This is a genomic window from Legionella dresdenensis (assembly GCF_042649825.1).
GTDB classification, from domain to species: Bacteria; Pseudomonadota; Gammaproteobacteria; order Legionellales; family Legionellaceae; genus Legionella_C; species Legionella_C dresdenensis.
The window spans coordinates 162,617-189,199 of record NZ_JBHSAB010000004.1; the positions used below are offsets into that span (position 1 = coordinate 162,617).

Below are 26,583 nucleotides of genomic sequence, written 5' to 3' on the forward strand. Positions count from 1 at the left end.
GCAGCGCAGCGTAATCAAGGTTTATTTCTGTTGATAGAGTGTTGGACTTTACAGCCCAACACGTCCATGACGTAGTTATTTCGGCTCACAAAGTATTTCCAGCGTTTCCAGGATATCTGCCTCGCTGGCAGGTTTATCCCATCGAATACGGCTAATTCTGGGAAAACGCAGGGCGATTCCTGATTTATGACGGGAGGATCGGTTTACCGCGTCAAAAGCTACTTCAAGCACCAGGGCTTTTTCCACTTCCCGTACTGGCCCAAAGCGTTGTACAGTATGATGCCTTACCCATTTATCAAGCAAAGCCAGCTCTTCATCGGTAAAGCCAAAATAGGCTTTGCCTATAGGCAGCAAATCGTTGCCGCGCCATAAGCCAAAGGTATAATCGGAATAATAAGAAGAGCGTTTGCCATGACCGCGTTGGGCATACATTAATACCGCATCGATAAGATGGGGATCACGCTTCCATTTATACCAATAGCCTTTTGGCCGGCCGGGAATATAGGGGCTATCTTTACGCTTTAACATTAATCCTTCGACGGCAATATGTTTTTCAGCCAGAATGTCTTGCTTTAATTGCAGCAAAGTTTGTCCGTTTTCCATCGTTAATAAATCTGACAGTAATAATCGGCTTGTTTGATTACGCTCAAACCATTGCTCCAGATGCAGGCGGCGTTCATTAAAAGGCAACAGGGTTAAATCACCGCCGTTAACGGCTAAAATATCATATAAAATTACCCCGGCCGGCAGGTTTTGCATGAGTTTATTGGTTGGTGTTTTACGGTTAAGCCTTTGCTGCAAATCATTGAAACTGCCGACGCCGTGAGAGTGTTGAATAATCAATTCGCCATCCAGAACGACTGAACCGTTGATATCAGCCAGCAGATCAGGAAATGCCTTGCTGATCTGTTCACCCGTCCGTGAAAATAAGGCCTTACTGGTATGATTGGTCACAATCTGAACCCGTATGCCATCATATTTTCGTTCAACAGCAAATTGCTGGTGATCAAGCACAAGCAATTCCTGATCCGACAGTGGATGAGACAGCATAACCGGATGAAAAAAAATGCTGTTTGCCAATTCGGGTAAGGAAGAATTCCCTTCCAGCCAGGCAAATAACTCTTCGTAGGGCGGTTGCAGACTATGCCATATTTTTTCGATGGCGCTGACTTCCACATTGCCGTATTGCGCCAAAGTTTTTTTCAAAAAGCGCTCGGAGACGCCGATTCTTAGGCTGCCGCCAGTTCCCAGTTTTAATAATGCCCAACGTTCACTGCTTGAGCAGTTATCTAATAAATGACTTAAATAGATAGCGATTTTTGCGGGTTGCAATTGGCCAAAGGCCTTAATTATTTCACTTAAAGTAGGTAAATCGCTTTGTTCATCAGCATGATTATCGGGCCATAATAATGCAATCGTTTCGGAGAGATCACCGACATAATCATAGGATAACTCAAATAATACCGGATCAATTTTGGTGCTGATTAACTCTTTAATCAACGCCCGCTTAAATGTCGGAAAGGGGAGTGTGCCTGCAATCACCGCCAAGGCCAGGCCACGCTCTGGATCGGGTGTGTTGCGGAAAAATTGTTGTAATAATTGAGCTTTAGCCAGATTACTGTAGGTGAAATATAATTGATTAAGCAATTGCGCAAATTCTTTCATGCCTAATCCTCACCTTCTTCATAGCCAAGCAGATTGAGCGCCTGAGCCCGATAACCCTCTTGCCGGGCATAATGCACCAATGCTTCTTCACGGCCATGCGTAACCCAGATTTCTGATGGATTCACTTCTAAAATAGTTTGGGTAAGTTCTGACCAATCGGCATGATCAGAAATAATTAACGGCAAATCTATACCTTTCTGCTTAGCCCGAGCCCGGATTTGCATCCAGCCCGAGGCATTGCCGATTACCGGGTTGGCAAAACGCCGGCTCCAGCGATCATGTAAGGCTGAGGGCGGACAAATTATCAATTTTCCAGCAGAGGTTTTGGCATCTAATTCCGATGCCGGTTTTAATTCGCCCAAGTCGATTCCTGTTTGCTGATAAAGCTCACAGAGCTTGATTAACGCGCCATGAAGATAGACAGGCTCTTCATACCCAAGCAGACGGAGCGATTTAATTAAACGCTGGCATTTGCCCAAGGCATACGCGCCAACTAAATGACTGCGGTCAGGATGAATTGCTATTGAATTTAATAACTTAGCCAGTTCAGCTTCAATTGGCGGATGCCTGAAAATGGGTAGGCTGAATGTTGCTTCGGTAATAAAGATATCGCAGTTTTCCGCCATAAAAGGTGTGCAGGTTGGGTCTGGTGCCCGTTTATAGTCGCCGGAAACGATTACCCGTGTACCTTGATATTCCATGACCAGCTGTGCGCTGCCAAGAATATGGCCTGCTGGAAGCAAATACACTTTAACCTGATTAATGGTTATCGCTTGTTGATAGTTCATGCTTTGAAAAGATACGGCGCAATGTTCACCATAACGGCTTTTCATAATTGAACAGGTCGCCGGCGTCGCTAAAACTTTGTTATGGCCGGAGCGGGCATGATCGCCATGGCCATGCGTAATAATGGCCGCATTCACAGCAGAGTGCGGATCAATATAAAATTGGCCGGGCTCACAGTATAAGCCTTCGTTTTTTATGGATAACCAGGTTCTGGGATGTTCCATACTTCTGCTCCATGTTCAAATAATGGCGTTGGACTTTTAAGTTCTAGCATTAATTCGCGCTGAAATCCAGCGTATCTGTGTCGGTTCGTTGACCGAAAATATCCCGATTTAAATCTTGTGCCACATCCTGCTGGGTCGTCTGACCCAACGATCCGATCTGCAAAAGTATGTTATGGTTAAATAAAACCATTTTAGTAAAAAAAGATGATACCTGACTACATAATAAACTGGTTTAGCCAAAAAGGCTGGCAGATGCACGACTACCAGCAAAGCATGTTTAAATTGGCTGCCGGGCGACAATCCGTATTATTAATTGCTCCAACCGGCGGCGGGAAAACCCTTGCCAGTTTTTTACCGAGTCTGGTTGATATTCATCAAAATCATTATAAAGGCCTGCATACCTTATATATTTCACCTTTAAAGGCATTAACCAATGATATTCAGCGTAATTTATTATTGCCGGTTAAAGAAATGGGATTAAATGTCACTATCCAAAGCCGAACCGGAGATACCTCGTCTTATCAGCGCCAGCGTATGCGTCAGAAACCGCCTGATATCCTGTTAACCACCCCGGAGTCATTGCTGCTCATGCTCTCCTACCCGGACGCGGATCAGTACTTTAGCCAGTTAAAAGCGGTGATTGTTGATGAAATACATAATATCGTACCAACCAAAAGAGGAGATTTGCTCGCCCTTGCGCTGGCGCAAATTAATGCTTTTTCACCGCAGTTGATGGCTATCGGGCTATCCGCAACCGTTGCAAAGCCCGAACAATTGGCAAACTGGTTATCTTTTCAGAAAAAAAAGGTGACTATTTTGCCGGTTGTTCCCAGCCATAAACCGCAATTACATTTATTGACCTCCGATGCAGTGCCTTATAGCGGCTTTATGGCGCAATATGCCGTTGATGCCATTTACCAAATTATAAAAACCAATAATACCACGATCGTTTTTGTGAATACCCGGGCCCAGGTCGAGTTTTTATTTCATCGGCTATGGCTGGCCAATGAAAATAGCCTGCCTATTGCTGTTTACCATGGCTCGTTAAGCAAAGAACAGCGTTTGAAAACAGAACACATGGCAGTCGCTGGTAAAATCAGGGCTATAGTTACCACTTCGGCGTTAGAGCTTGGCATTGACTGGGGTAATGTTGATGCGGTGATTCAAGTTGGCGCGCCCCATGGGGTTAGCCGGCTATTGCAACGGATAGGCCGTTCTAACCATCAATTTGATCAATCAAGCCTCGCTTATCTGGTGCCGGCAAATTGCTTTGACGCCCTGGAATGCCAGGCCGCTATCAATGCTGTCAATAAGGGCGGAATTGATGGCGAAGAGCTCCATCCCGGGTCGCTTGATGTGGTTGTGCAATTTATTATTAACGCTGCCTGCAGCCGTCCTGTCAGCATAAATCAGGTGTACAAAATAGTCCGTATGGCTTACCCCTACCGTAAACTGAAAAAAACGCTGTTTGAGAAGTTATTTCAGTTTGCCGTCAATGGGGGATATACCCTACAGCATTATGAGCAATACCATCGCTTGCTGCCATATGGTAAGTACCGTTATCAGATTGCGTCTGCCCGGGTTACCCGCCGGCACCGTCAGAATATTGGTACGATTATTGAGGCGGCCCGGCTGAAAATTAAAGTACTTAACAAACGTAAAGATAAAATAATCGGTGATGTGGAAGAGGCTTTTGCCCAACAACTTACGCCCGGAGATACGTTTTTATTCGCGGGCGAAATCCTGGAGTTTGTGGCCATTCGGGATATGATGGTCGAGGTTCGAAAAGGGCAGGCGAAAACAGCAAAAATACCTTCGTATAATGGCGGCACTATGCCATTATCAACTTATCTGGCAGCTGAAGTCCGGCAGTTGATAAATAGTCCGGCACAGTGGGGCGCGTTACCCGACAAAGTGCAGAACTGGTTGAAGCTGCAGCAGCGTTACTCCCAATTACCGGCGAATGATACCATTCTGGTTGAGCAATTTTATTATCGAAAAACGCATTATATTATTATTTACAGTTTTGAAGGCCGGCGCGCCAATTACACGCTGGGCATGTTAATAAGCCGGCGGATGGAAGAAAAAGGGCTTAAGCCGTTAAATTTTACCGCGACAGATTATGGTCTTGCCCTGGGAGCTTTACGTGAAGCATCTGCGGAATTAATTCATAGTCTGTTATCAACAGCAATTATTTATCAGCAGCTGGAACAATGGTTGCAGCAATCACCCTTACTGAAACGGACTTTCCGGCAAATTGCTGTAATTTCCGGATTAACTCAGCGTCAGATAGCCGGACAGCGTAAAACGATGAAGCAAGTGACGTTTAGTACCGATTTAATTTACGATGTTTTGGTACGTCACGAACCTGAGCATGTTTTATTGGCAATTACCCGGCATGATGTGACAAAAACCTTGCTGGATATTGAAAGATTATCTACGATGTTAATGCGTTTTGTTGATAAAATAGTCATCAAAAAACTGACAAAACCATCGCCTTTTGCGATACCGATATTAACGACATTTAAAACTGAAAAAATACAGGGTGAAGCCGAGGAAGAATTGTTGTCTTATGCGGAAATTGAAGCGCAGGCAGTCGAGATGATTAATGCGGTAAAAACCGATCTTGATGGGGAACTGAATGCGACATAAAAGCAGTATCGAGATAGTATTTGCAGGTCATGAATTGATCCTTGATGCCAATGCCTGCCTGTTTTGGCCGGCTTATCAAATATTGATAGTTTCGGATCTGCATTTGGAAAAAGGTTCATTCCTTGCCCGGCACGGGAGCCCATTGCCACTCCATGATACCCTGGACACCTTGCTTCGGTTACAGGCGATGGTGGAATATTATCAGCCGAAAATACTGGTATCATTGGGTGATAATGTCCATGATTGGCAGGGCTTAAAACGGATGTTGCCTGAACATAGGCAACTTTTGGCAGCCATCAGCGCTAAAGTTGTAAAGTGGCTCTGGATTATCGGCAATCATGATCAGAATGAATTATCAGCGCCTGAGTTAGCCGCGATATCCTGTGTAAATGACCATGTTATCGATTCTATTATTCTCAGTCATGACAAATTGGCAGGTGATGTTTACCAGATTATCGGCCATTATCATCCCTGTGCAACGATTAATGCAGTGAGAGGCAAGTGTTTTGCTTTTAATCAGAAAACACTGGTCATGCCGGCATTCGGCAGTTATACCGGCGGTCTGGATATTGCCTCTTTGGCGTTTGAGCAGGCGATTGGAGAAAAGAGCCGTGTTTGCCTGATCCATAGACAGAAGATTTGGCGGGTTAAGTAATGATGTTTTGGGCTTTACAGCCCAACACTCCGTTTCAGGGCATTTGCCCCAATAAATAATAAGCAACCGGATTATCAGGACAACGGGTAAAGCCGCACTCGATAAACGTACTGACGCTATTTGCCAGGATAAGAACCAGGAAAATACTCATCAGTAAATCGACCCAGCGTTTGATAAAAACCGGCCGCTCGGTAAACCCCTCATCAAATAACAAGGCAATTGCAATCGTCGTAATAATGCCTATAAAAATGATCGCAGACCAGGCATATAAGTGCAGGCCCCAGATTTCACCGCCATAGCCAGGATCTTGCGGCGCAATGTGCAGGAATAATTGGCGCACCGAGATTGACAGTCCGCACAAGGCTGATAACAACATCAGGCCATAATGGGCGGGTTTACTGCCATAACGGATGTTCATGCATAATGCCAGCCCTGTAGCTATAAAGCACAGGCGTTGTAACAGGCAGAGCGGGCAAGGCAAGTCATGGCTTATGAGTTGATCGCAGAAAGCTATCGCCAGCGAGATGCAAATAAATAACAAGCCGAGAAAATTGCCCCAAAAATGCAGTTTAGGTTGATTGATCATAATATCACCAAATGACTATGCAGGTTAAAACAACCCAGGGTGAGTAGCAGGCAGGCCAGGAATTGCAATAAGATAAAGCGGTTGGGCGCAAAAACGATCTGAACGCCGACTGCAAAATAGAGCAGAAATAATAGAGCCATCATGGCAAATTTATCCTTGTTGAAATCACACGCAAATTATTGTCGACCAAAAAGGGTTTTTAGTCTACCTTTAAAGCGTTACATTCAATCAATGGGAGATTATCAAATGAAAGCTAAAGCAAATGCAATGTGGACAGGCGGGTTGAAAGACGGCAAAGGAACTCTGTCTGCAGACAGCGGCGTATTATCCAACACCCCTTATTCGTTTAAAACGCGTTTTGAAGGAGTAAATGGAACAAATCCTGAAGAATTAATCGCTGCAGCGCACGCAGGCTGTTTCACCATGGCATTTTCAGGTCAATTGGAAAAAGAAGGCTTAAAAGCAGAAAGCATTAACACGACTGCCAATGTGACTCTGGAACAAGTAGATGGCGGTTTTGCCATTACTAAAATTCATCTGCAGACTACTGCAAAAATTCCCGGTGCAGAACAGACTGCTTTTGAACGCGCAGCAAAAAATGCCAAAGAAGGTTGCCCGGTATCAAAATTATTCAAAGCCGAAATTACAATGGATGCTGTTTTAGAGAAATAAGCTTGTAGCCTGGGTGCAACGAAGTGTAACCCGGGTTCCGGTTCTGCGGACCTGTACCAGGGTACGATTTCAGGAATGAAAATCTTGATTACGCTGCATGCCTCAAGGTTATACTGGCTGGCAACATTTTTGTTGGGTCAAACGACCCAACCTACACGCTTTATTCAAACACTGCACTGCATCAAGGCTGCATTTCCTTAAGCTGATATTCTTTTTGCCTCCTTTTGTGCAAATGCCGCCTGTTTTTCTGACTGTGACTTATGAGGCTTAAAGAAGTTCAGCGCTTTGCCAAGTGCAGTTTTTACAGTTGTTTTTGTATTGACAGCCTTTTTCGATGCATCGCTTGCCTCTGCAATATTGGATAATGCAATGCTTAAGCTCCTTCTTGCGCTCTTTTTTTCGTCAGTTCCATATTCATGGCGAAATTGTGCTGCGTAAGCTTGCTTAAATTGTTCAAGCGCTTTTTGGCAATCAGTACGGATTCTGGGATTAAAAGCAGTCATTTGCATTAAGGTTTCAAGAATAATCTTTCTTGCCTGCGGTTTTAAACTCGACATGGCGCCCTCTGGTTGAGAAAACAAATTGTGGAATGTGTTTGATCGTGCGTAAGCAAGCGCTATGTCCGCTTCGCGGCCTATTCTTCCCTCACTATCCATCAATGGGTTGATATCTCCCCATATCAGCGCGATTACTCTGCCTGTGGCCAACAAGTCGCTTTGGAGCGAACAACCTTTATTTTGAAATATCTCAGGCGCGGCATAACAGTAGGAGCCAGCTCCATCTGAACCCGGAAGCATAACATCGGTGGCAATTCGCGACAGATTAAAATCGACAAAACTTACTGTTCCGGTTTTAACGTCAGCCCGGATATTCTCGAGTTTAATATCACGATGTAATAGACCTGCATCAATTACTTCCTCTTGTAGCGCTTGAAGTAAGTTAATAGTTAATTTAAAGCGCTCTTTGATTGTTAGCGGTTTAGGTAGACGCATTTCAAATGTTAACGGATCACGGACAGGGGTACGCTCAGCCGATATTATTTCAAATAATTCATCTCCTTCTTTCCGGTTCATAATGGCATGAATTTCAGTTCCGGATCTTACTAAGGGTTTAGGAGAAAGGCTTGGCGTCCGTTTATTCTGAATATATTCGTTAATGGTTAGACTTTCTGAATCATCGTGCTTGAGCGTATCTACAATTTTATCAACTTTGCGTTTTCCATAAGGCTTTTCTTTGTATTTTAACTGTAAAACACCATCGATTTCTTCAATCCAATAACTTCTTATAACCGGATAGACATCGCCATAGGAGCCACTGCCTATGGATTCAGAGGTAACCACATGGTATTTGTATCCGCGTTTTCGGGATCGGGCTTTGACAATATAAAAGGGTAGCAGGACTTGTTCAGATTGCGCAGGTTCAGCTAACTTAACCGAGTAATATTTTCCTGGCTGCCAAACGGCACTTTCAGGTTTGGATTGCAGTAAGGCGATTAAGAGCTGTTCTTCGGAGGGTGAAAAGCAGGTTGGATCAATGATATTATACATAGCGCTTCCTTGTTTAATTTATCCACAGCTCCTATTTTAACCAATTTGAATCAAAAAATAAACACCAAGTTTTTAAAATAACCAGTAAACCCTTGGCTGGCTTGCATTAAATCATGTATAATCGAGCTTTGTCCGGCGATATTTCAGGACGGCGTGATACGGTTTTGTGAGGCTTTCATGGCTATTGATTTAATTTTCTACGTAATTCTTTTAATCAGTTTTATCTGCGTAATTGCAATGATATTCAAACTTCGCAGGCAGCCTCCGGTTCATCTGAAAGTTGTGGATTATATTAAATTGGGCTTTAGCGGCATTGTTGCTTTTATCGCCGATACCCTCGGCGTTGGCAGTTTTGCTGTCAATGTCGCGCTGGCCAAATTACTGGGAACTTTTCCTGATGAAGAGTTGCCCGCAGTGAATAATGGAGCGCAGGTTATCCCCGGCGCTATAGAATCGTTATTTTTCATGAAGCTGGTTGATGTTGATTTGACAACCATGCTGACGCTGGTAGTAGGTACCTGCATCGGCGGTTTAATCGGTGGCGCGGTTGTCAGTAAATTGAGCAAGCAGGCAATTCGTCTGGCAATGATTTGCTGTTTCGCCGGAATTATTACGTTATTGGTCTGTCATCAGCTGCATGTTATGCCGGCCGGCGGTGATGTGACCGAGCTTCACGGCTGGAAGCTGGCGGCAGGTTTTATTGCCATGATTATCTGCGGTGGTTTGACGTCAGTTGGTATTGGCTTGTTTGTTATGGTTCAAGGGGTTTTATTCTTACTGAATGTATCTCCAATGGTGGCATTCCCGATTATGACTACTGCGGGCGCTATGCAGCAGCCATTAACTACTCTGGTGTTTCTGCAGCAAGATCGTATTCCGTTGAAAAAAACCCTGATTTTGAGTCTTTCCGGCTGTATCGGGGTTTTCCTGACCATGCAGATTTTTACCAGCCTGACTGTAACCTGGTTACATTCATTGTTACTGATTATTTTAATCTATAACTTTTATGCAATAAGCCGCACTTACTTGAAAAATCGCGCTGGTTATATTAATCGCCATGACGCTGGCGATGGACTTGCGGTAGCGGATTAATGGATTCCCGCCTGCGCGGGATAACAACAGCAAAAAGGATTATTTACTTTTAAGGATGAAAAATGAAAAAACTGCTGATTCTCTGGATGGCTGTATTGTTATCGTTTGGTGCCAGGGCATACGATAACCGCTTTGATAATATGGTAATTTTTGGAGACAGCTTATCCGATAACGGTAATCTGTATCGTTACCTGTGGCATTTATTACCTGTGTCGCCGCCTTATTTTGAAGGCCATTTTGCCAATGGTCAGGTGTGGGTTGAATACCTGTATGACAGCTATTTCCCTGATGGGATGAATCAGCGGGGATTTCAGGATTATGCTGTCGGCGGCGCAGGCGCGGTACTTTCTTATAAGCAGAATTTACCGTTTACTCTCGGGATCGAGCTGAACGATTATTTTTACTGGCATACCTATGGCAGGCAGGAAACCAGCCTTTATACGCTTTGGATAGGCGCTAATAATTACATTAACGGCCCAACCAATGTTGAAAACATAACGGACAGGGTTGTCGATGCCATCAGCGAGGGGGTGGAACGCCTCATTGCTCATGGCGGCAATAAGTTTATTATTGCCAACCTGCCCGATCTTGCCCGGTTGCCGCAAGCATCCAATTCATCGCATAAGGGGCTGTTAACGGAGTTAACTTTAACGCATAATCGCAAGCTGGAAGCATTGATTAAACATTTGAAAGTAAAGCATGCCGATTGCCTGTTTATTTATTTCGATGCGTATACTCTGTTTAATGAGTCTATTGATCATGCCAGCGACTTTGGCTTTTTCAATACCACGGAGCCTTGTTACCTTGGCAGTTATAGCGGCTGGCTAGCCGAGTTAAAATCCGATGATGAGACGTTATATGAAAGCCTGAAGCAACGTTCTCCGCAAATGACGGAAGAACAATGGCAAATGATTCGCAACAACCCGCAACTGAGAGAAGCGGCGCTGGCAGCATACTGGTATAGCCTGTTGCCCAGGTCAGTACAGGATGAACCTTCGTATTGTGAAGGCTATGTATTTTGGGATCAAGTGCATCCGACAACCGCTGTCCATAAAATGATTGCTGAGAAAGTGGCGCAGTTAATCAGTGAGACAGACTTGCAAGCGGTATTGCCGGACGTTAAAGCCACCTAAACCGAGTTGATTGATGGAAGAACCTATAAGTAAATCGCAGAAAAAACGTGAAGCTGACGCATTACAGAAAGTGGGTGTGGAGTTAGTTGAGCTGCCAATGGAAAAGCTCGATCAATTGCCATTAACTGATGTGTTGCGTCAGGCAATAGTCCAGGCTAAAGCGATTAAAAGTCATGGCGCCAAACGGCGCCAGGCTCAGTTAATCGGCAAATTGATGCGTGCGGCAGACAGTGAAGCTATTCTTGCCGGCTATCAGGAAATGATGGCCGAGCACAGTGCCCAAAATGCTGTTTTTCATGAGCTGGAAGTATGGCGAGAAAGGCTGATTGCAGATGGAAAAGACGCTTTAACCGAGTTTATTGAGGAATTCCAGCCGGCGGATGTGCAGCAATTACGCCAGTTAATTAAAAAAGCGGTGGATGAAAAAACTATCGGCAAACCGATAGGCGCCAGTAAAGCTCTGTTTCGTTTTCTAAGGTCGTGTTTGTAATGAATTATTCGCTATTTATCAGTTGCGCAAAAGGACTTGAATACTTATTGGAAACGGAATTAAAAGAGCTTGGGCTTAAAGTCAGCCATGTTAATCCGCAGGGCGTTTATGGCGAAGCCAGCCTGCCGGTTATTTACCAGCTTTGCCTGTGGTCACGGCTTGCCAACCGAATCCAGCTTATTTTATTCAGCGGCCAGGCGCATAACGAGCAAAGCCTGTATCAACTGTGTCATCAATTTCACTGGCAGACGGTTTTTGCCTCGGATAAGACACTGGCCATTGAGTTTCACGGCACCTCACGCGAGTTTCGGAATACGATGTTTGGCGCACAAGTGATTAAAGACGCAGTCGTCGATCACTTCCGCAAACTGAATAACACCCGGCCAACTATTGATCGTGAGCGTCCTCAAATTCGATTGCATGCCTACTTAAAGCATGACGAAATAACCGTAAGCCTGGATTTAACCGGTTACAGCCTGCACCAGCGTGGTTACCGCACTCAGGCTGGCGAAGCTCCGCTGAAAGAAACAGTCGCCGCCGCCATGTTGATCCGGGCTAACTGGCCAACGCTTGCCGCTAATGGCTATGCGTTGCAGGATCCTTTCTGTGGAGCAGGTACGTTGGTAATTGAGGCGGCAATGATGGCTGCCCATATTGCTCCCGGGCTGTTACGCCATGATCAGTCAATTATTTATTGGGTGAACCACCAGCCGGCATTATGGGAAAAAGCACGTGCTACAGCCCTGCAGCAGGTCAAGCCGATTAAAATCAAGCTCAGGGGTTCAGATAGCAGCGGTAAACTGATTGCCATTGCTCGTGCCAATGCTGAACGGGCAGGTGTCATGCCTATGGTGGACTTTGTTCATCAGGAGTTGAGCGATTGCCGTGCTATTGCCGAACAAGGTTTATTAATAAGTAATCCGCCTTATGGTGAAAGGCTTGGTGAACCAACGCAGTTAATTCCGTTATATCAGCAACTCGGCGCTGTTGCCCATCAACATTTCCAGGGCTGGCAAGCGGCTGTTCTGACTTCCAATCCCATGTTGGCGAAAGCAATAGGGTTGCGTGCCGGCAAGCAATATACGCTTTATAATGGCCAATTGGAATGTAAGCTTTATTGCATCAATATTAATAGCGATAATCAGTTAAAGAATAATACGGATAAGACATCGTTTTCTGCCGGCGCCCAAATGTTTGCCAACCGCCTGCAAAAAAATTTCCAGCATCTGCAGAAATGGGCAAAGCGGGAAAATATTCAGTGCTATCGGGTTTATGATGCTGATTTGCCGGAATATGCCTTTGCAATAGATCGTTATAATGATTACGCCGTTTTACAGGAATATGCCGCCCCTGCATCTATTGCAGCCCATAAAGCGGAAAAACGCAGCCTTGAAGTGATTCAGGCGGTACCTGTTGTGCTAGGCATTGCGCCAGACAAGCTGGTAGTGAAACAGCGTAAGCAACAAAAAGGCAGTCAGCAATATCAGAAAATCGGCCAGACCCGGCGCACCATGGTAGTGCAGGAAGGGCGGGCAAAACTGATGGTTAATCTTTATGATTATCTGGATACCGGTCTTTTCCTTGATCACAGGCCGTTACGGTTGCGTTTTGGTAATTTACCGCCCAAGACCCGTTTTCTGAATCTGTTCTGCTACACAGCAACTGCCAGCGTGCATGCTGCTTTGGCTGGAGCGTATACTACCAGTGTCGATCTGTCGAAAACCTATCTAACCTGGGCGGAGGATAATTTCAGGCTGAACCAGATTGATTTATCACGCCATCAGTTTGTTCACTTTGACTGCCTGCAATGGTTACAAGTGACTCGCGATAAATTTGATGTAATTTTCCTTGATCCCCCCAGTTTCTCCAATTCGAAACGCATGGAGGCAACACTGGATGTCCAGCGTGATCAACTGATGCTGATTGATGGCGCTATGCGTTTGTTAAATTCGGGCGGCAGTCTCTATTTTTCAACCAATTTGCGACAATTCAAGCTATTACCGGAAATCAGGGAGAAATATCAGATTAAGGATATCAGCGCCGAAACCATTGATCTGGACTTTAAGCGTGATCAGCGCATTCATCACTGTTTTCTGATTCAGGCGTTGTAAATGTTTGTAGTTGGGTCAAACGACCCAACCTACATTTCCGGGTGCAGTTCCTTTTTCAAGCCGGTCATATAGCCTGCCATAAAACAGACTTCGGCTACCAGAAACAGGGGCGCAACCAGTGCCTGTACAAGATTATCAGCCAGTGCAGGGCGTTTGCCTTCAATCACATGACCGGCTAATTGCGCAGTCCAGCCAGCGATAAAGGTGATCGCAAAAACCCATAATCCGGTTGCAGTAGGACCGGCGTGACTGAAAAAAGTACTTAACCAAAGTAAAATTATTAAAACCGGAGCGAGTAAAAGCGTCAGCCGCCAGTTTAACAGTAGATAGTAAATAAACATGCCCAGGGTGGTCAGGCCCGCCAGTGTAGTGGCGAATACGGAAGGAACAATGATTTTCACAAAACCAAGCAGTACCATCAGACTGAATATAATCAATGGTACGCCAATTAAATGACTGTAAAGTGTTGCTTTTTTCTGATGATACTGGCCGTAGAACTGAGCCTGTTCACTAAATGATTTCATCTCCACTCCTAGAGTTTATCAAAACGTATTTTTCCAAAGACGAATAAAACATTTCCATTGTCCTGCCGGCCAGGAACATACGCCGCGTAAAGAGTAAAGCGATCATACCCGACTGATGCCATAGGTACGGCGCCCGGAAATGGAATTCCTTTCATAATGTCAGGGCGGGCAGTTACCAGTACTGAAAAACCAAGGCCTGCGTTGAGTTTATTTTGCCAGTGTTTAGTTTTTAAAAAAGCATATCCTGCTGTCGGCTCGAAGTTTTTATGGGAATCAAGAAAGGCCACAGCATACAGCCCATGCCAATCGCCATCCTGGTCATACATGCTTCGGCCAAGCCCTGTTCCCCATGCCTGTTCATTATAGGTTTTAACGCGTTCGCTGGTATAAGTATAACGATTATGCCAGGCATAACCTGTCAGATAGAGATCGACATCGCCCTCAGTCCAGATGGCGTGCAAGCGGGAGCAGGCCTTTTCTATCCATTTACCCAAGCCTTGACAGGGTTGTTGAGCTGGCATCGAAATTGCATCCTGCAATATAAAAAAACATGATATAAAAAATATTAAACCCGGTATCTTTTTCATGAAATGTAAGGCTCGATAGTTCCTGTTGAGCAAGTTTTAGTGCCAGAGCGAATAAAAGCTCAGCCCCTAATCATCCGTTGAGGAGCATACTAACATGGACTTGTTTCGTAAAAAAGCGATTATTGATTCTGTCGATGATGAGGCACGTCTCGCCCGATGTTTGTCAGCGGTTGATTTGGTTTTGCTGGGTGTAGGCGCCATTATCGGCGCGGGAATTTTTGTGTTAACCGGTATTGTGGCAGCAACTCAGGCCGGCCCTGCGATTGTACTATGCTATGTAATTGCCGGCTTGGCTTGCACGTTTTCAGCCTTGGCATATGCTGAGCTGGCAGCTTCCATAGGGGGCTGCGGCAGTGCGTATGGTTATGCCTATACCGGGTTTGGCGAATTGGTTGCCTGGATAGTCGGTTGGGATCTTATTCTCGAATACGCAATTTCAGTATCGGCAGTTTCTGTCGGCTGGAGCGGTTATTTCAATGACATGTTGCGTGCCATGCATGTTTTCATGCCGGTATACTTGCTGCATAGCCCGGCTTCCGGCGGTATAATAAATATTCTGTCGATGGCAATCATTTTAATTCTCACCTTATTATTAATCTGGGGCATTAAATCAAGTTCACGGGTTAATAATATAATGGTGGCCGTCAAACTGTCAGTTATATTCCTGTTTATTATGATTGCCAGTTTAAATGTGGATACTGCTAACTGGACGCCATTTATGCCGTTTGGTTTTAGCGGCGTGATGCATGGTGCGGCGTTAATTTTCTTTGCTTACGTAGGTTTTGACGCTGTTTCAACGGCAGCGGAAGAAGCGGTTAATCCACAACGGGATCTGCCGCGCGGCATTATCGGCTCTTTGATATTGTGTACTTTATTATATATTGTAGTATCCGGTTTGTTGACTGGGATAATCCATTATAGCGGGCTTAATGTCGCTTCCCCGATCAGTCATTCAATGTTAGCGCTTGGGCATAAAGCGGCTGCGGGCTTAATTGGCGTTGGCGCCATTGCCGGCCTTTCTACTGTGATGTTAGTTCTGTTCTATGGGCTGACCCGGGTCTTTTTTGCAATGTCCCGTGATGGTTTATTGCCTAAGTTCTTTGCTTATGTCGATATTAATACCAAAACCCCGGTTCGTATTATCGTACTGTGCGGTGTTACCATGGCCATCATTTCAGCGTTTGTGCCGATCAGCGATCTGGCTGAACTGGTAAATATTGGAACTCTGTTCGCCTTTATTACGGTGTGTGCCGGCGTGATTATTCTGCGCTATACCCATCCTGAATTGCCGCGGCCATTCAAAACACCTTTCATGCCGCTGGTTCCGGTGCTTGGCATTATCAGTTGCAGTTATCTGATTATTAACCTGCCGATGTTTACTATTATGCGTTTTGCCATCTGGATGGCGCTGGGATTAGTGATCTATTTTGCCTACAGCCGCTTCAATAGTCATCTGGCCAAGGGAGAGCCTGAGACTGCTGTAACCCTGGTTAAGCCTGCTTCGGAAAAACCTTAAACCAGCAAATTGAAATCTTGTTGGGTCTAAAGACCCAACCTACTCCGCTTGCGGCTTTGGCTGAATCCTGACCTCTAAAATTCGCGCCCCCTGCATTTTTTCTATCGTGGCGATAAAATCGGTAAACTCAATAACCTGGCCTTCAACAGGAACCGCCCCAAGCTGATTCAGGATTAAACCCGCTATAGTCGCCGTTTCTTCTTGTTGTTCCTGACTCAGGGTCAATTCATGCTGCAGTGCGCGTTCAAGCGCAAACCATGGGCTATCGCCTTTAACGGATAATGTGCCATCGCTGTGTTCTACCCAGGCATCCTGCGTTTTATGGAATTCATCTTTAATTACGCCTAATACAAGATGAAGCAGATTATCGAGTGTGACAAAGCCTATGCTGGTGCCTTGCCGATTATTGACCAGGGCAAAATGCGGCATGCCGCCCTGAAATTTACGCAACAAAGCCAATACAGGCATTTTATAAGAAATTTCAGGCACCGGCCGGAGCAGCGGTTGTAAATCGATTTCATCATTGCTGCGTTTTTCATGCAAAATGGGCTGTAAATCCTTAACATGAACCAGACCTATGACTTCCTGAGTCTCCGGGTTATAAACCGGATACCGGCTATAGCGGTAATGATTAAGTATGCCAATCAATTTTCTTTTGGTAATGATATTATCCAGCGTGACCATATCGTCATATGAGCGCATCACATCCATAACCTGTAAATCAGCCAGCTCCAGAGTGTGGGCGAGAATATTGGTTTCCTGATTGGTCAATTCGCCATGAACCTGGCTTGAGCGCAGAATAAGCTTGATTTCATCGGTTGAATGGAAGTGTTCCCCGGGGTTTGCCTCATCGAGTCCGAGTATTTTGAGTAAGAGATTTGAACACGAGTTTAATAACCAGATTACCGGATACATCAGCCAGTAAAAACCATAAAGCGGAACGGCAGTCCACAAGGAAATCTGTTCGCTTTGTCGAATAGCAAGCGATTTCGGCATTAATTCACCAACCACAATATGCAGAAAGGACAGCAACGAGAAGGCGATAATAAAGCTGATAAACTCAATAATAGCCGGCTGACTCAACCCAATGGCATGCAGCATGGGCGTTAACAGGTTGGAGAACGCGGGTTCGCCTACCCAGCCCAAACCGAGCGATGCCAGTGTAATTCCTAACTGGCAGGCAGACAAATATGCATCGAGCTGCTTGTGTACTTTCGCAAGAATAGCGCCTTTCCAGGGATATTTTTCAGCGATAATTGCGACCCGGGTATGCCTAAGTCTGACCATGCCAAATTCTGCCGCTACGAAAAAGGCATTAAGCAGGACCAGAAAACCGGCAAGTAACAGCAAGAACAAGTTATTCATATAATTAAATGTAGTAGCTGGTTTTAGTCATAATTTTTGAAACACCCTGCATGAGCTTACGGATAAAAGGCGGTAACTCCATAGCGCCTGCCTCTTTGGCTACTTCGGCATGATGGGTTTCGTCATCATACATTTGCTGCAGAATCTGCTGTGAACGTTTATCCTGTTTAGGAAGATTTTCCAGATGTTTTTTCAGATGCGCGCCTACTTGCCGTTCGGTTTCGGCAACAAATCCCAGGCTGAAACGATCACCGACAAACCCGGCCAGTGCGCCGATAGTCAGGGAACCGAAATACCACATTGGATTTAATCGGCTGGGTTGGCTATCTAACTCTCTGAGCCGTTGTTCACACCATGCCAGATGATCCGCTTCCTCGGCAGCAGCTTGCGCCATTTGCTGTTTAACCTGGGTCAACTGCGCAGTCATCGCCTGCCCTTGATATAATGCCTGGGCGCATACTTCGCCAGAATGATTAACCCGCATCAGACCAGCAATATGTTTCTTTTGAGTCTGGCTTAGGGTCGTGTCAGCACTTACAACAGCCGGATTCGGCCGGCTGCTTTCCCGGTTTTGCGGGGGAAACACAGTGCGCAAGGCAACATCAATTTCTGAAATAATCTGATCGACAAGACTCAATTCACGCATATTTTTTCCGGACAACAATAATCATTCTATATTAGCCTGTTTAATTGCAGGTTTGAAGCAAACTTTTTAAAGGAGTGTTGGGCTTCACAGCCTAACACTCTATTCCTAACGGCCGTGCTTCTCTGATAATCTTATCAGTAAAATTACTAATAAGGGCATAATTTTATGGATAACAATAATTCCGAACAATCCGATTTGTTTCAGCCAGTGCAAATGGGTTCACTGCATTTGCCTAATCGAATTGTAATGGCGCCGTTAACACGCAGTCGAGCGGGGGAAAATGATGTTCCCCGGGAAATGAATGCGACCTATTATTCTCAACGTGCGACTGCAGGGTTGATTATTTCCGAAGCCACACAGATTTCACCACAAGGTAAGGGATATGCGTTTACACCTGGCATTTATTCGCCGGAACAGGTTGCAGGCTGGCAATTGGTAACCCGTGCGGTGCATCAAGCCGGCGGGCGGATATTTGCTCAGCTTTGGCATGTCGGGCGTATCTCGCATCCTGATTTGCAATCGGATAACCAATTGCCGGTTGCGCCTTCGGCGCTGAAACCCGAGGGGCGGGCATACACCAATACTGGCTTTAAGCCTTTTGTAACCCCGCGTGCTCTGGAAACGGATGAGTTGCCGGGAATTATTGCTCAATACGCTCATGCTGCTGCTTGTGCGAAAAAAGCCGGTTTTGACGGTATCGAAATCCATGCGGCAAATGGTTATCTGCTGGATCAATTTATGCGCGATAAAACGAACCTGCGGACAGATCAGTATGGCGGCAGTATTGAAAATCGAACCCGATTAGCGCTGGAAGTGATTGACGCAGTTACCCGGGTTTGGCCAGCAGAGCGGGTTGGCATTCGAATTTCTCCTATTAGCCCACTCAATGATATTGCTGATAGTAACCCGCAGGCCGTTTTTGGTTATCTGGCCGAACAGCTGAACCGATTTAAGCTGGCTTATATTCATTGCGTCGAGGGAACGACAATAGGGCCGCGTGATACCAATAATACATTCGACTTTCAGAAGTTGCGCCATTCATTTAATGGTTTGTACATGGCAAATAATGGTTACGATCGTGATTTGGCAATCAAAGCCAGGCAGGACAACCTGGCTGATTTGATTGCTTTTGGGCGGCCATTTATCGCCAATCCGGACCTGGTGGATCGGCTGCTTCTGCAAGCGCCGCTTGCTCAGGCTCCGCGTGAAACCTGGTATGGCGGCGATGAACATGGCTATACCGATTGGCCTGCATTAAAGTAAGCCTTCGATTTCATTGCGAATTTTGGTAAATGACGTGGTGGGGAGGAATTGTTTCAGGACATTTCCTTTCCTGTCGATTAATATTTTGCTGAAGTTCCATGGGATAAATTTTAAGGGTCTCTTTTTCAGGTTTTTCTTGATATAAGCATATAAAGGCGCCTGATTTTTACCTTTGACATCGATTTTGGCAAATAAAGGGAAGGTGATGCGGTAGCAGCTTTCTGCAAACGCCTGAATTTCATCATTATTGCCAGGTTCCTGATGCATAAACTGGTCGCAGGGAAAGCCAAGAATTGCAAAGCCCCGGTCTTTATATTTGCTATAAAGCTGCTCCAGCTGCGCATATTGCGGGGTGAAGCCGCAGCGGCTTGCTACGTTAACAATCAACAGCACTTGATCATTGTATTTGCCAAGCGTTGTTGTTTCATTGTTCATCGTGGTGACTGGAACTTGATAAAGCGTTTCAGCGGTAGTGTCCATAATCCAGATTATTCCTCATGTTGGCCTGAATTTGCAAGCATATACAAAATTTCAATTTTTGCAAAAGGTTACGAATAAGGAAGAAGAGGAAGATGTGGAAAGAGACGACTCCTGTCCCGCTTCTTGTGCTAAAGATTTCGAAAATAATTCATATCGCTTCTGTTTTTTATGAGTTCCAGCTTGCTCTACAGCTTGAGTTATAGGGGTCATGTCAAAATGTAAATGCTCTGTAAAATCCTTATTGTTCTCAACTATCAAATCGGCCCGCTTTTTAGACGGTTTGACATATTCTTTATACATTGGTTTTACAGATTTCTTATACTGTTTTACCACTTCAGCTGGAGTGAATCCTCTCTCTTCAGTATCTCTCTCTAGCCGTCGAATAAAACATAAATCAGAGTCAGTTTTTACAAAAATTTTAGTATTAAACAATTTCGCCAGACAATTAGGATGTAAGACTAGAATGCCTTCGACAATAATAAATTTCTTTGGTTTGACTTCTTTCGTTTCTTCCATACGGCTTGAGGTTTTAAAATCATATAATGGAATTTGGATTGTTTCATTTGATTTTAATTTGCTTAGATGTTCAGCCAAAAGTTGAAAATCAATTCTATCGGGATGGTCCCAATTGACATCTCGCTGTTCTTCTGGTGGGATTCCTTCTAAAGACAAGCCTTTATAGTAATTGTCAGCCGAGATAATTGTACAATTCTCCTCACCGTAGTGAGCACAAAGTTCTTTGGCAATTGTTGTCTTTCCGGAACCAGATGCTCCAGCGATTCCGATAATGGTAACTTGCATATATACTCCTTCCCCAATTTTCACATAGATTTTTTGTTATGATGCTGGATAACTGCGGTGCTTCCACGGCTCTTATTTATATTTAAATGCTTCCTTTTAAAAAAGGATTGAGGACTGTTTGCAAATAAGGACTGTGCTTCCTCTTCTTGTGCTAAAAACAGGCATTCCAAATGCAATTTATCCTCTTTCGCGATAGTTGCACTGTTAGCAGTCAATTGTAAAGTGTTACTGGTTGTTGTGAGTGTTTCTGAAGGCTTAGGTCTATAAGGTTTTTTACTCGGATAATTCCGTAATAATTGTTTTAAACCTAGCATTTTCATTTCATCATACACGTTCTCTTCTATTTGAGTTGCAGTGATTATAATTGCAGTTTCTATAAATTCTATCTCTGATTTTTTTATAAATTTAAGCGCTCTGGCGCTTTTTACGTAGTCTAAGTCTTGTTCTGCAGTTTCAAGCAACCGCAATAACTGCCTTGGGGATGTTTCTGTATGGATAGACTTAAGCAGGTTGTTTAATCTATATCTATCATGATTTGGGAATGGGGTAATATAAGAACCATTAAGCGCCTGCTTTAACTCAACGATGGCTTTCGCCTTTCCATTTAGGCTTGCCCCACTTTTTGCAGATCTGTCTGAACCGTATGACACTCTTGTTGATTCTTGAGATAAAATCCTACTCAACACTTCGTAAATTAATGGATCAAACTGGCAGCTCATATGCGCTTGGCTAATCCACGCGTGGAGTCGCCAAACTAAAATAAATGATGCTTCTCTACTATCGCTTTCTAGTAAATTACGTTTTAACGTATCAAGTTTTTTGAGTTCAATCTGTTGGCACAGGTCGAGGAATCCTCGCTCGATCAGGATTGACTTCAATCATATATCGTAATTTATGCATATATTACGGTAAAAAATACGGTAATTTAATGAATGGTGATGATCTTTGTACGGGACAAAAATTATATTAATACAAAAAATTAACGTTTTTTTACGGTTTTTTTGCAATAAATATTGGAAAAACAAATAAACATTGACTAGCCTTAATTGTGCTACAAGCAATTTTTATTACTAATCAATATGAGGATAATGAAATGACTTCTCGCGATATCAAAGGAAATGGTTCTAAAACGACTACCAATACTACTGCCAACAAAACTTTGGCTGGCGCTAAAAAAGGCAGCACTTCTTCTACTAAAATTTCTGCCGATTCACGTAATACTACTCAGGGCAAAACTGGTTCAATAGACCGTTCCTCCTCTAGCTCTATGCGTTCAGGCAGCCAGGACAAAACTTGGAAAGATGCTAAAGGTAATGCTCAAAAAGGCAATATCAATCCAGCTTCTCTGGGCTCAAAATCAACTGGCCATAGCAGCCACAGCACTAACAGCCCAAGAACTAAATAAAGATTTCTTATCCCAAAAACCACTATAAATTTATGCTATAGTGGTTTTTGTTTTTCTCTTTCCCTCCAGTTGCCAAACCCGATATTCTTAAATTAAAGTAATAAACATAGCGCTTTTGTTCTGTATAATTGTAACTCAATGGAGTATATGGATATGCCCGTTCGTCAAAATGACCTTAGAGCCAGAACGATAAATGCTATAAAAGAGGATGTTGCGGCCGGCCGGCCGGCAGTCGAAACCAGAAGCGTCCTCTCCGCTGCGGCTTATTTGCTTGAAGAGATTGCTGCCGATGCCAGCAGGGAGCGTTATGATATTGTAATTGCCGGGACAGTGATTCTGGCAATGCTGGTCGAGGATCATAAGGTTCATTGGCCGCGAGCTCTCTATAAAGAGAGGCTTTATTATCAAAAGACCCTCACCGAAATCTGTGACAAGCTTTCTCTGACAGAGGCAGAAATATACTGTAACCAATTGGCCGATTCTCAGCTGGCGGCTGTTAAAGAAGCGATTGAAAAGATTGGGCAATGTGCGCTTCTTAAGCGCGAAATTCCCTTCGATGGCCAGATTCCTGAGATACTGTTTCCCTGCTTGCGCAGTTGTGTACCGGCGATAATTTTTAACAGGTATACTCAGCCGCAATCAACAATGCCGCAGCAGAAAAAGCCGCAACCTGATCTTCATCTTGAGGCATTAATGCTAGTTGACGCACCCATGCCCTGTACGATTAGCTGACGGTTTAAATCTTCCATTTCAATATTCTCAGCAGCTTCAATGCCGTTATCCGATGCCTCGAAAAAGGCCGGATGAACGGCCTTTAGTTTGTGCCTGGACAATTTAACGCCGATAAGCGATTCTTTTATTGATGATACCAATGCCCGTTTGTCTTCTTTTGCCAGCGGAACGACAGAAACTGCCAGGCCGAGATCTTTATCCAGATTGATCTCAAATAATGACTGATATTGGTTTTTGACAAACTCATGGCGTTTGGCCATTTGATGGTTTGAATTGGCGTCATAACCGGTTACAAATGCGGCAAGAGCCGCGACAAGCAGTGCAGCGGCAAGCAGTGACCAGCCCAATATTGGCATTGCGGTAAAGCCGGCAAAAAGCCCCATTCCCATTAACAGGCCGCTAATACCTGCACTGCCTCCGGCCACGGCGCCAAAGCCGCCGATAAAGCCAAAAAAAGAGGCGATTGCTATGGTCGAAAACGGTGCCCTCTTATCTGCCGGAAACTTAATATTAATTTCAGGCAATGGGCCTGTATTGTATTTGTGATGTATAAATTGATTCAGGGTATTTCTATCAAAAATCTGTTGCAGAAAATCAGCCAGGCAACCTTTATTCGATAGGCGTAATTTTCTCAGATCTTTATCAATTTTACGGCTTAAGCTGGTACGGAATTCATCAATATTGCCACCTGGAGAACGTTTTAAAAAGTGTTTATGGCATAGTTCCAGGTAATCCCGGATCTGAATTTGCAGCATTTGGCAGCTTTCAATAATTTTTTCTGCCAATTGCTGCTGTTGTTTCTGGACGGCTTGATAAGAAAGAATTAATACCGGAAAAAAAATAAGCAAAAAAGCACTAATTGCCGAATAGCCAAAAATCAGGGATAAAACGCCCCCCGATGCGAGACCCATCGTTGCCGAAATAATTCCGAACGCTGACCAGGCAACACCGCCTCCCGAGCCAACGGCATCTAACAGAGGTTTAAAAAACGCCATGTTAACTCCTCGCAAATTGATTCATTATAAGTAATGGTGTTCAAAAATGCGAGACGATGTTTAATTCCCTGTCGTTTAGAGGGAGATGCTATCCAGTTAACAATACCTTATTACCGATTAATTGTAACCCCGAAAAAAGTGTTTTTCTTCTTCGCTTGATTTGGTTTTTTGCTCAATTACCGGTTGTTTATAAGTTTGATAACGGTTTTCCTGTTTTTTACTTTGCACCTGTTCCTTTTGGTCTTTATCCTTTTTCATTGTCACTGAAGTCATGATTGCTCCTGTAAGTTATTTATCTGTATTATTAAGTATAGACAAAAATCAGAAACACGCAGGATTGAAGCATGTTTGATTCAAAGTTCCGTGACACATTACTGCAGACAGTAAAGAAGAATGAAAAGGCCGCTTCCAAAACATTTCTGGACGATTTTCTTAATATTTTTTCAGATAAACAATTGATCTGTAATACATATAGAGACGATGGAGAAGTAACTGTCAAGGAAGAAATTCCTATGGATGAATTTAACAATAAATTTAAAAGCAGTGCGCTTACTATATGTGGTCGTCTGCAGGGCGACTATTTTTCACGGTATGCCTTTGCACGGTTGATAGTAGTTCTTGCATTAGTCCATATCCAGGAATATGGAGAATGGCCTACCAAATTTTATCAGGATATTTGTACCGCCTTTGGCGAGCAGCTAAATCTGAAAAATAAGCTTGCCCAATATCAGCGAAAAAGTAATAACGAGGCTGATATTGATTGCGCGATAGACATGTTACAGGAATGGGAAGAATCTTTGCTGATTTATATGGGAAAGCGTGCATATACACCGACTTTCTATCCCCCCGCCTCTGGCAGTGAAGATTCTGATCTTCAAGCGCAATATCGAAATAAACTGTCGCCTTGATACACGCAGGAGTCGGGGCATAGCTGGACTGCCACTGCTATTAAGTAAGAAATTTGTCATCCCCGCGAAGGCGGGGATCCAGCTCTCAAACAAGGTAAGGAGCCAACATGAGAAATGGATTCCCGCCTTCGCGGGAATGACCGTATCCTTATAGCAGTGAGCTTGACTGCTATGGCTTTACAGTCCGACCTGTACGGGTTTTATTATGAGAAGTACCTATTCCATGTCATAATAAACACTTTGTTTTATATTTTGAGCCCTGATGAAATACACAGATTTACGGGATTTTATTAGCCAGCTGGAAACGCGTGGTTTATTAAAACGCATTGATTACCCGGTTTCTCCCAAATTGGAAATGACAGTTGTCAGCGATCGGGTATTAAAAGCCGGTGGCCCTGCCTTATTATTTTCCAATCCTAAAAATTCAACCATGCCGGTTCTGGCCAATCTGTTTGGCACTGTCGAACGGGTGGCGCTTGGAATGGGTGAAGAAAATATCCTGGCATTGCGTGAGATAGGCAAATTGCTTGCGGCGCTAAAAGAGCCGGAACCGCCAAAAGGATTTAAAGATGCGTTCAGCAAACTGCCGCTGCTAAAACAGGCGCTAAATATGGCGCCGAAATATGTTAGCAACGCGCCTTGTCAGGAAATTGTCTGGCAAGGAGATGAGGTCGATTTAACCCGATTACCGATACAGACCTGCTGGCCGGAAGATGCCGCGCCTTTAATTACCTGGGGGCTGGTGACAACTAAAGGTCCTGAACAGACTCGGGAGAATATGGGGATTTACCGTCAGCAACTGCTGACGAAAAATAAATTAATCATGCGCTGGTTATCCCATCGCGGCGGCGCGCTGGACTTTCAAGCCTGGCAGAAAGCATATCCAGGCGAACGGTTTCCTGTAGCGGTTACTCTGGGTGCTGATCCGGCGACAATTCTCGCTGCGGTTACTCCCGTACCAGATACCTTGTCGGAATATGCTTTTGCCGGTTTGCTGCGCGGTCAACGCACTCAGCTTGTTCGTTGTATCGGAAATGAGCTCCATGTTCCGGCAAGCGCAGAGATTATCCTTGAAGGCTACATCGCACCTGATGAAATGGCAGATGAAGGCCCTTACGGCGATCACACCGGTTATTATAATGAAGTACAAGCGTTTCCAGTCTTTACCGTCGAGCGAATTACCCATCGTAAAGACCCTATATACCATAGCACCTATACGGGCAGGCCGCCGGATGAGCCAGCTGTGCTAGGCGTTGCGTTAAACGAAGTCTTTGTTCCATTGTTACAAAAACAGTTTCCTGAAATCGTCGATTTTTATTTGCCGCCGGAAGGGTGCTCCTATCGGCTCGCAGTGGTTACTATTAAAAAACAGTATCCCGGCCATGCAAAACGGATCATGATGGCAGTCTGGTCTTTTCTGCGTCAATTTATGTATACCAAATTTGTTATTGTCTGTGATGACGACATTGATGCCCGTAACTGGCAGGATGTTATCTGGGCAATTACTACCCGTATGGATCCCGCGCGCGATACAGTCATGATAGACAATACTCCGATTGATTATCTTGATTTTGCGTCGCCCATATCTGGCCTGGGTTCAAAAATGGGTATGGATGCTACCAGCAAATGGGCCGGTGAAACTCAGCGCGAGTGGGGCAAGCCCATTGTCATGGCTGAGGAAGTGCTGCAAACTGTAGATAATTATTGGCAGCAGCTGGGATTATGAGCGTGACTAAACAAACCAGAGC

Annotated in this window: 27 protein-coding genes; 13 read left to right on the forward strand and 14 right to left on the reverse strand. The window is 44.5% G+C overall.

Annotated elements, in window-relative coordinates; genetic code table 11:
• Nucleotides 1-75 precede the first annotated feature (75 nt).
• Complete coding sequence (locus ACFORL_RS04405; RefSeq protein WP_382341475.1) at nt 76-1,665, reverse strand: cisplatin damage response ATP-dependent DNA ligase; 1,590 nt, start codon at nt 1,663-1,665, stop codon at nt 76-78.
• Between the two features lie 2 nt (nt 1,666-1,667).
• A complete protein-coding gene (locus ACFORL_RS04410) occupies nt 1,668-2,675 on the reverse strand; it encodes a ligase-associated DNA damage response exonuclease (RefSeq protein ID WP_382341477.1) in 1,008 nt (335 codons plus the stop codon).
• A gap of 204 nt (nt 2,676-2,879) precedes the next feature.
• Between ACFORL_RS04410 and ACFORL_RS04415 the strand changes: the two genes are divergently transcribed.
• Entirely contained in the window at nt 2,880-5,327 is a 2,448-nt protein-coding gene (locus ACFORL_RS04415; RefSeq protein ID WP_382341479.1) for a ligase-associated DNA damage response DEXH box helicase, read from the forward strand.
• Complete coding sequence (gene pdeM, locus ACFORL_RS04420) at nt 5,317-5,982, forward strand: ligase-associated DNA damage response endonuclease PdeM (protein ID WP_382341481.1); 666 nt, start codon at nt 5,317-5,319, stop codon at nt 5,980-5,982. Before ACFORL_RS04415 ends, pdeM begins: the two co-directional genes overlap by 11 nt.
• A 34-nt stretch (nt 5,983-6,016) precedes the next feature.
• On the opposite strand, the gene ACFORL_RS04425 is transcribed toward pdeM, so the two are convergent.
• Both ACFORL_RS04425 and ACFORL_RS04430 read right to left on the reverse strand, forming a co-directional pair.
• The gene (locus ACFORL_RS04425; protein WP_382341483.1) at nt 6,017-6,568 is read right to left on the reverse strand and encodes a disulfide bond formation protein B; all 552 of its coding nucleotides are present in this window, start codon (nt 6,566-6,568) and stop codon (nt 6,017-6,019) included.
• On the reverse strand, nt 6,565-6,711 hold the full coding sequence (locus tag ACFORL_RS04430) for a DUF5993 family protein (protein WP_382341485.1): 147 nt from the start codon (nt 6,709-6,711) through the stop codon (nt 6,565-6,567). The genes ACFORL_RS04425 and ACFORL_RS04430 overlap by 4 nt, the downstream gene beginning before the upstream one ends.
• A gap of 103 nt (nt 6,712-6,814) precedes the next feature.
• On the opposite strand from ACFORL_RS04430, the gene ACFORL_RS04435 reads away from it, so the two are divergent.
• Nucleotides 6,815-7,240 carry an OsmC family protein gene (locus ACFORL_RS04435; RefSeq protein WP_382341487.1) on the forward strand — a complete coding sequence of 142 codons (426 nt, stop codon included), beginning with the start codon at nt 6,815-6,817 and terminating at the stop codon, nt 7,238-7,240.
• A 197-nt stretch (nt 7,241-7,437) separates the two neighbouring features.
• Here ACFORL_RS04435 and ACFORL_RS04440 read toward each other — a convergent pair whose 3' ends face one another.
• Nucleotides 7,438-8,787: a protein kinase domain-containing protein gene (locus ACFORL_RS04440; protein WP_382341489.1), complete on the reverse strand. Its 1,350-nt coding sequence runs from the start codon at nt 8,785-8,787 to the stop codon at nt 7,438-7,440.
• Between the two features lie 177 nt (nt 8,788-8,964).
• On the opposite strand from ACFORL_RS04440, the gene ACFORL_RS04445 reads away from it, so the two are divergent.
• From ACFORL_RS04445 to rlmKL, 4 genes are all read left to right on the forward strand, one after another.
• Nucleotides 8,965-9,879 carry a sulfite exporter TauE/SafE family protein gene (locus ACFORL_RS04445; protein WP_382341491.1) on the forward strand — a complete coding sequence of 305 codons (915 nt, stop codon included), beginning with the start codon at nt 8,965-8,967 and terminating at the stop codon, nt 9,877-9,879.
• Nucleotides 9,880-9,941: 62 nt separating this feature from the next.
• Entirely contained in the window at nt 9,942-11,012 is a 1,071-nt protein-coding gene (locus tag ACFORL_RS04450; RefSeq protein WP_382341493.1) for an SGNH/GDSL hydrolase family protein, read from the forward strand.
• A 13-nt stretch (nt 11,013-11,025) separates the two neighbouring features.
• Entirely contained in the window at nt 11,026-11,502 is a 477-nt protein-coding gene (gene yjgA, locus ACFORL_RS04455) for a ribosome biogenesis factor YjgA (protein ID WP_382341495.1), read from the forward strand.
• Entirely contained in the window at nt 11,502-13,613 is a 2,112-nt protein-coding gene (rlmKL, locus tag ACFORL_RS04460) for a bifunctional 23S rRNA (guanine(2069)-N(7))-methyltransferase RlmK/23S rRNA (guanine(2445)-N(2))-methyltransferase RlmL (protein ID WP_382341496.1), read from the forward strand. The genes yjgA and rlmKL overlap by 1 nt, the downstream gene beginning before the upstream one ends.
• Before the next feature lie 29 nt (nt 13,614-13,642).
• Here rlmKL and ACFORL_RS04465 read toward each other — a convergent pair whose 3' ends face one another.
• Both ACFORL_RS04465 and pagP read right to left on the reverse strand, forming a co-directional pair.
• A complete protein-coding gene (locus tag ACFORL_RS04465; RefSeq protein ID WP_382341498.1) occupies nt 13,643-14,137 on the reverse strand; it encodes an Mpo1 family 2-hydroxy fatty acid dioxygenase in 495 nt (164 codons plus the stop codon).
• 8 nt (nt 14,138-14,145) lie between these two features.
• The gene (pagP, locus tag ACFORL_RS04470; protein ID WP_382341500.1) at nt 14,146-14,724 is read right to left on the reverse strand and encodes a lipid IV(A) palmitoyltransferase PagP; all 579 of its coding nucleotides are present in this window, start codon (nt 14,722-14,724) and stop codon (nt 14,146-14,148) included.
• 94 nt (nt 14,725-14,818) lie between these two features.
• Between pagP and ACFORL_RS04475 the strand changes: the two genes are divergently transcribed.
• Complete coding sequence (locus ACFORL_RS04475) at nt 14,819-16,240, forward strand: amino acid permease (protein WP_382341502.1); 1,422 nt, start codon at nt 14,819-14,821, stop codon at nt 16,238-16,240.
• Nucleotides 16,241-16,279: 39 nt separating this feature from the next.
• Here ACFORL_RS04475 and ACFORL_RS04480 read toward each other — a convergent pair whose 3' ends face one another.
• A complete protein-coding gene (locus tag ACFORL_RS04480) occupies nt 16,280-17,605 on the reverse strand; it encodes a hemolysin family protein (RefSeq protein ID WP_382341504.1) in 1,326 nt (441 codons plus the stop codon).
• A gap of 4 nt (nt 17,606-17,609) precedes the next feature.
• Nucleotides 17,610-18,251, reverse strand: coding sequence for a 2-polyprenyl-3-methyl-6-methoxy-1,4-benzoquinone monooxygenase (gene coq7 / locus ACFORL_RS04485; protein WP_382341506.1), 642 nt, complete (start codon nt 18,249-18,251; stop codon nt 17,610-17,612).
• Between the two features lie 165 nt (nt 18,252-18,416).
• On the opposite strand from coq7, the gene ACFORL_RS04490 reads away from it, so the two are divergent.
• Nucleotides 18,417-19,514, forward strand: coding sequence for an alkene reductase (locus ACFORL_RS04490; protein ID WP_382341508.1), 1,098 nt, complete (start codon nt 18,417-18,419; stop codon nt 19,512-19,514).
• Here the strand turns inward: ACFORL_RS04490 and ACFORL_RS04495 are convergent.
• Genes ACFORL_RS04495 through ACFORL_RS04505 form a run of 3 tightly spaced genes read right to left on the reverse strand, consistent with a single transcriptional unit; the run spans nt 19,506 to nt 21,673 of the window.
• Nucleotides 19,506-19,994, reverse strand: coding sequence for a glutathione peroxidase (locus ACFORL_RS04495; protein WP_382341510.1), 489 nt, complete (start codon nt 19,992-19,994; stop codon nt 19,506-19,508). The two genes, ACFORL_RS04490 and ACFORL_RS04495, sit on opposite strands and share 9 nt — an antisense overlap.
• A 51-nt stretch (nt 19,995-20,045) precedes the next feature.
• A complete protein-coding gene (udk, locus tag ACFORL_RS04500; protein ID WP_382341511.1) occupies nt 20,046-20,795 on the reverse strand; it encodes a uridine kinase in 750 nt (249 codons plus the stop codon).
• A 20-nt stretch (nt 20,796-20,815) separates the two neighbouring features.
• Nucleotides 20,816-21,673, reverse strand: coding sequence for a hypothetical protein (locus ACFORL_RS04505; RefSeq protein WP_382341513.1), 858 nt, complete (start codon nt 21,671-21,673; stop codon nt 20,816-20,818).
• A 215-nt stretch (nt 21,674-21,888) separates the two neighbouring features.
• Here ACFORL_RS04505 and ACFORL_RS04510 point away from each other — a divergent pair, with 215 nt between their 5' ends.
• Nucleotides 21,889-22,200: a hypothetical protein gene (locus ACFORL_RS04510; RefSeq protein ID WP_382341515.1), complete on the forward strand. Its 312-nt coding sequence runs from the start codon at nt 21,889-21,891 to the stop codon at nt 22,198-22,200.
• 153 nt (nt 22,201-22,353) lie between these two features.
• Nucleotides 22,354-22,932 (forward strand): hypothetical protein, encoded by a 579-nt coding sequence (locus ACFORL_RS04515; RefSeq protein WP_382341517.1) that lies wholly within the window; start codon nt 22,354-22,356, stop codon nt 22,930-22,932.
• Here ACFORL_RS04515 and ACFORL_RS04520 read toward each other — a convergent pair.
• Both ACFORL_RS04520 and ACFORL_RS04525 read right to left on the reverse strand, forming a co-directional pair.
• On the reverse strand, nt 22,878-23,927 hold the full coding sequence (locus ACFORL_RS04520) for a hypothetical protein (RefSeq protein ID WP_382341520.1): 1,050 nt from the start codon (nt 23,925-23,927) through the stop codon (nt 22,878-22,880). The genes ACFORL_RS04515 and ACFORL_RS04520 overlap by 55 nt on opposite strands.
• A 117-nt stretch (nt 23,928-24,044) precedes the next feature.
• Nucleotides 24,045-24,200, reverse strand: a complete 156-nt coding sequence (locus ACFORL_RS04525) for a hypothetical protein (protein WP_382341522.1) — start codon at nt 24,198-24,200, stop codon at nt 24,045-24,047.
• A 71-nt stretch (nt 24,201-24,271) separates the two neighbouring features.
• On the opposite strand from ACFORL_RS04525, the gene ACFORL_RS04530 reads away from it, so the two are divergent.
• Both ACFORL_RS04530 and ubiD read left to right on the forward strand, forming a co-directional pair.
• Complete coding sequence (locus ACFORL_RS04530; protein WP_382341523.1) at nt 24,272-24,835, forward strand: hypothetical protein; 564 nt, start codon at nt 24,272-24,274, stop codon at nt 24,833-24,835.
• 262 nt (nt 24,836-25,097) lie between these two features.
• Entirely contained in the window at nt 25,098-26,561 is a 1,464-nt protein-coding gene (gene ubiD, locus ACFORL_RS04535) for a 4-hydroxy-3-polyprenylbenzoate decarboxylase (protein ID WP_382341525.1), read from the forward strand.
• Nucleotides 26,562-26,583: the final 22 nt, after the last annotated feature.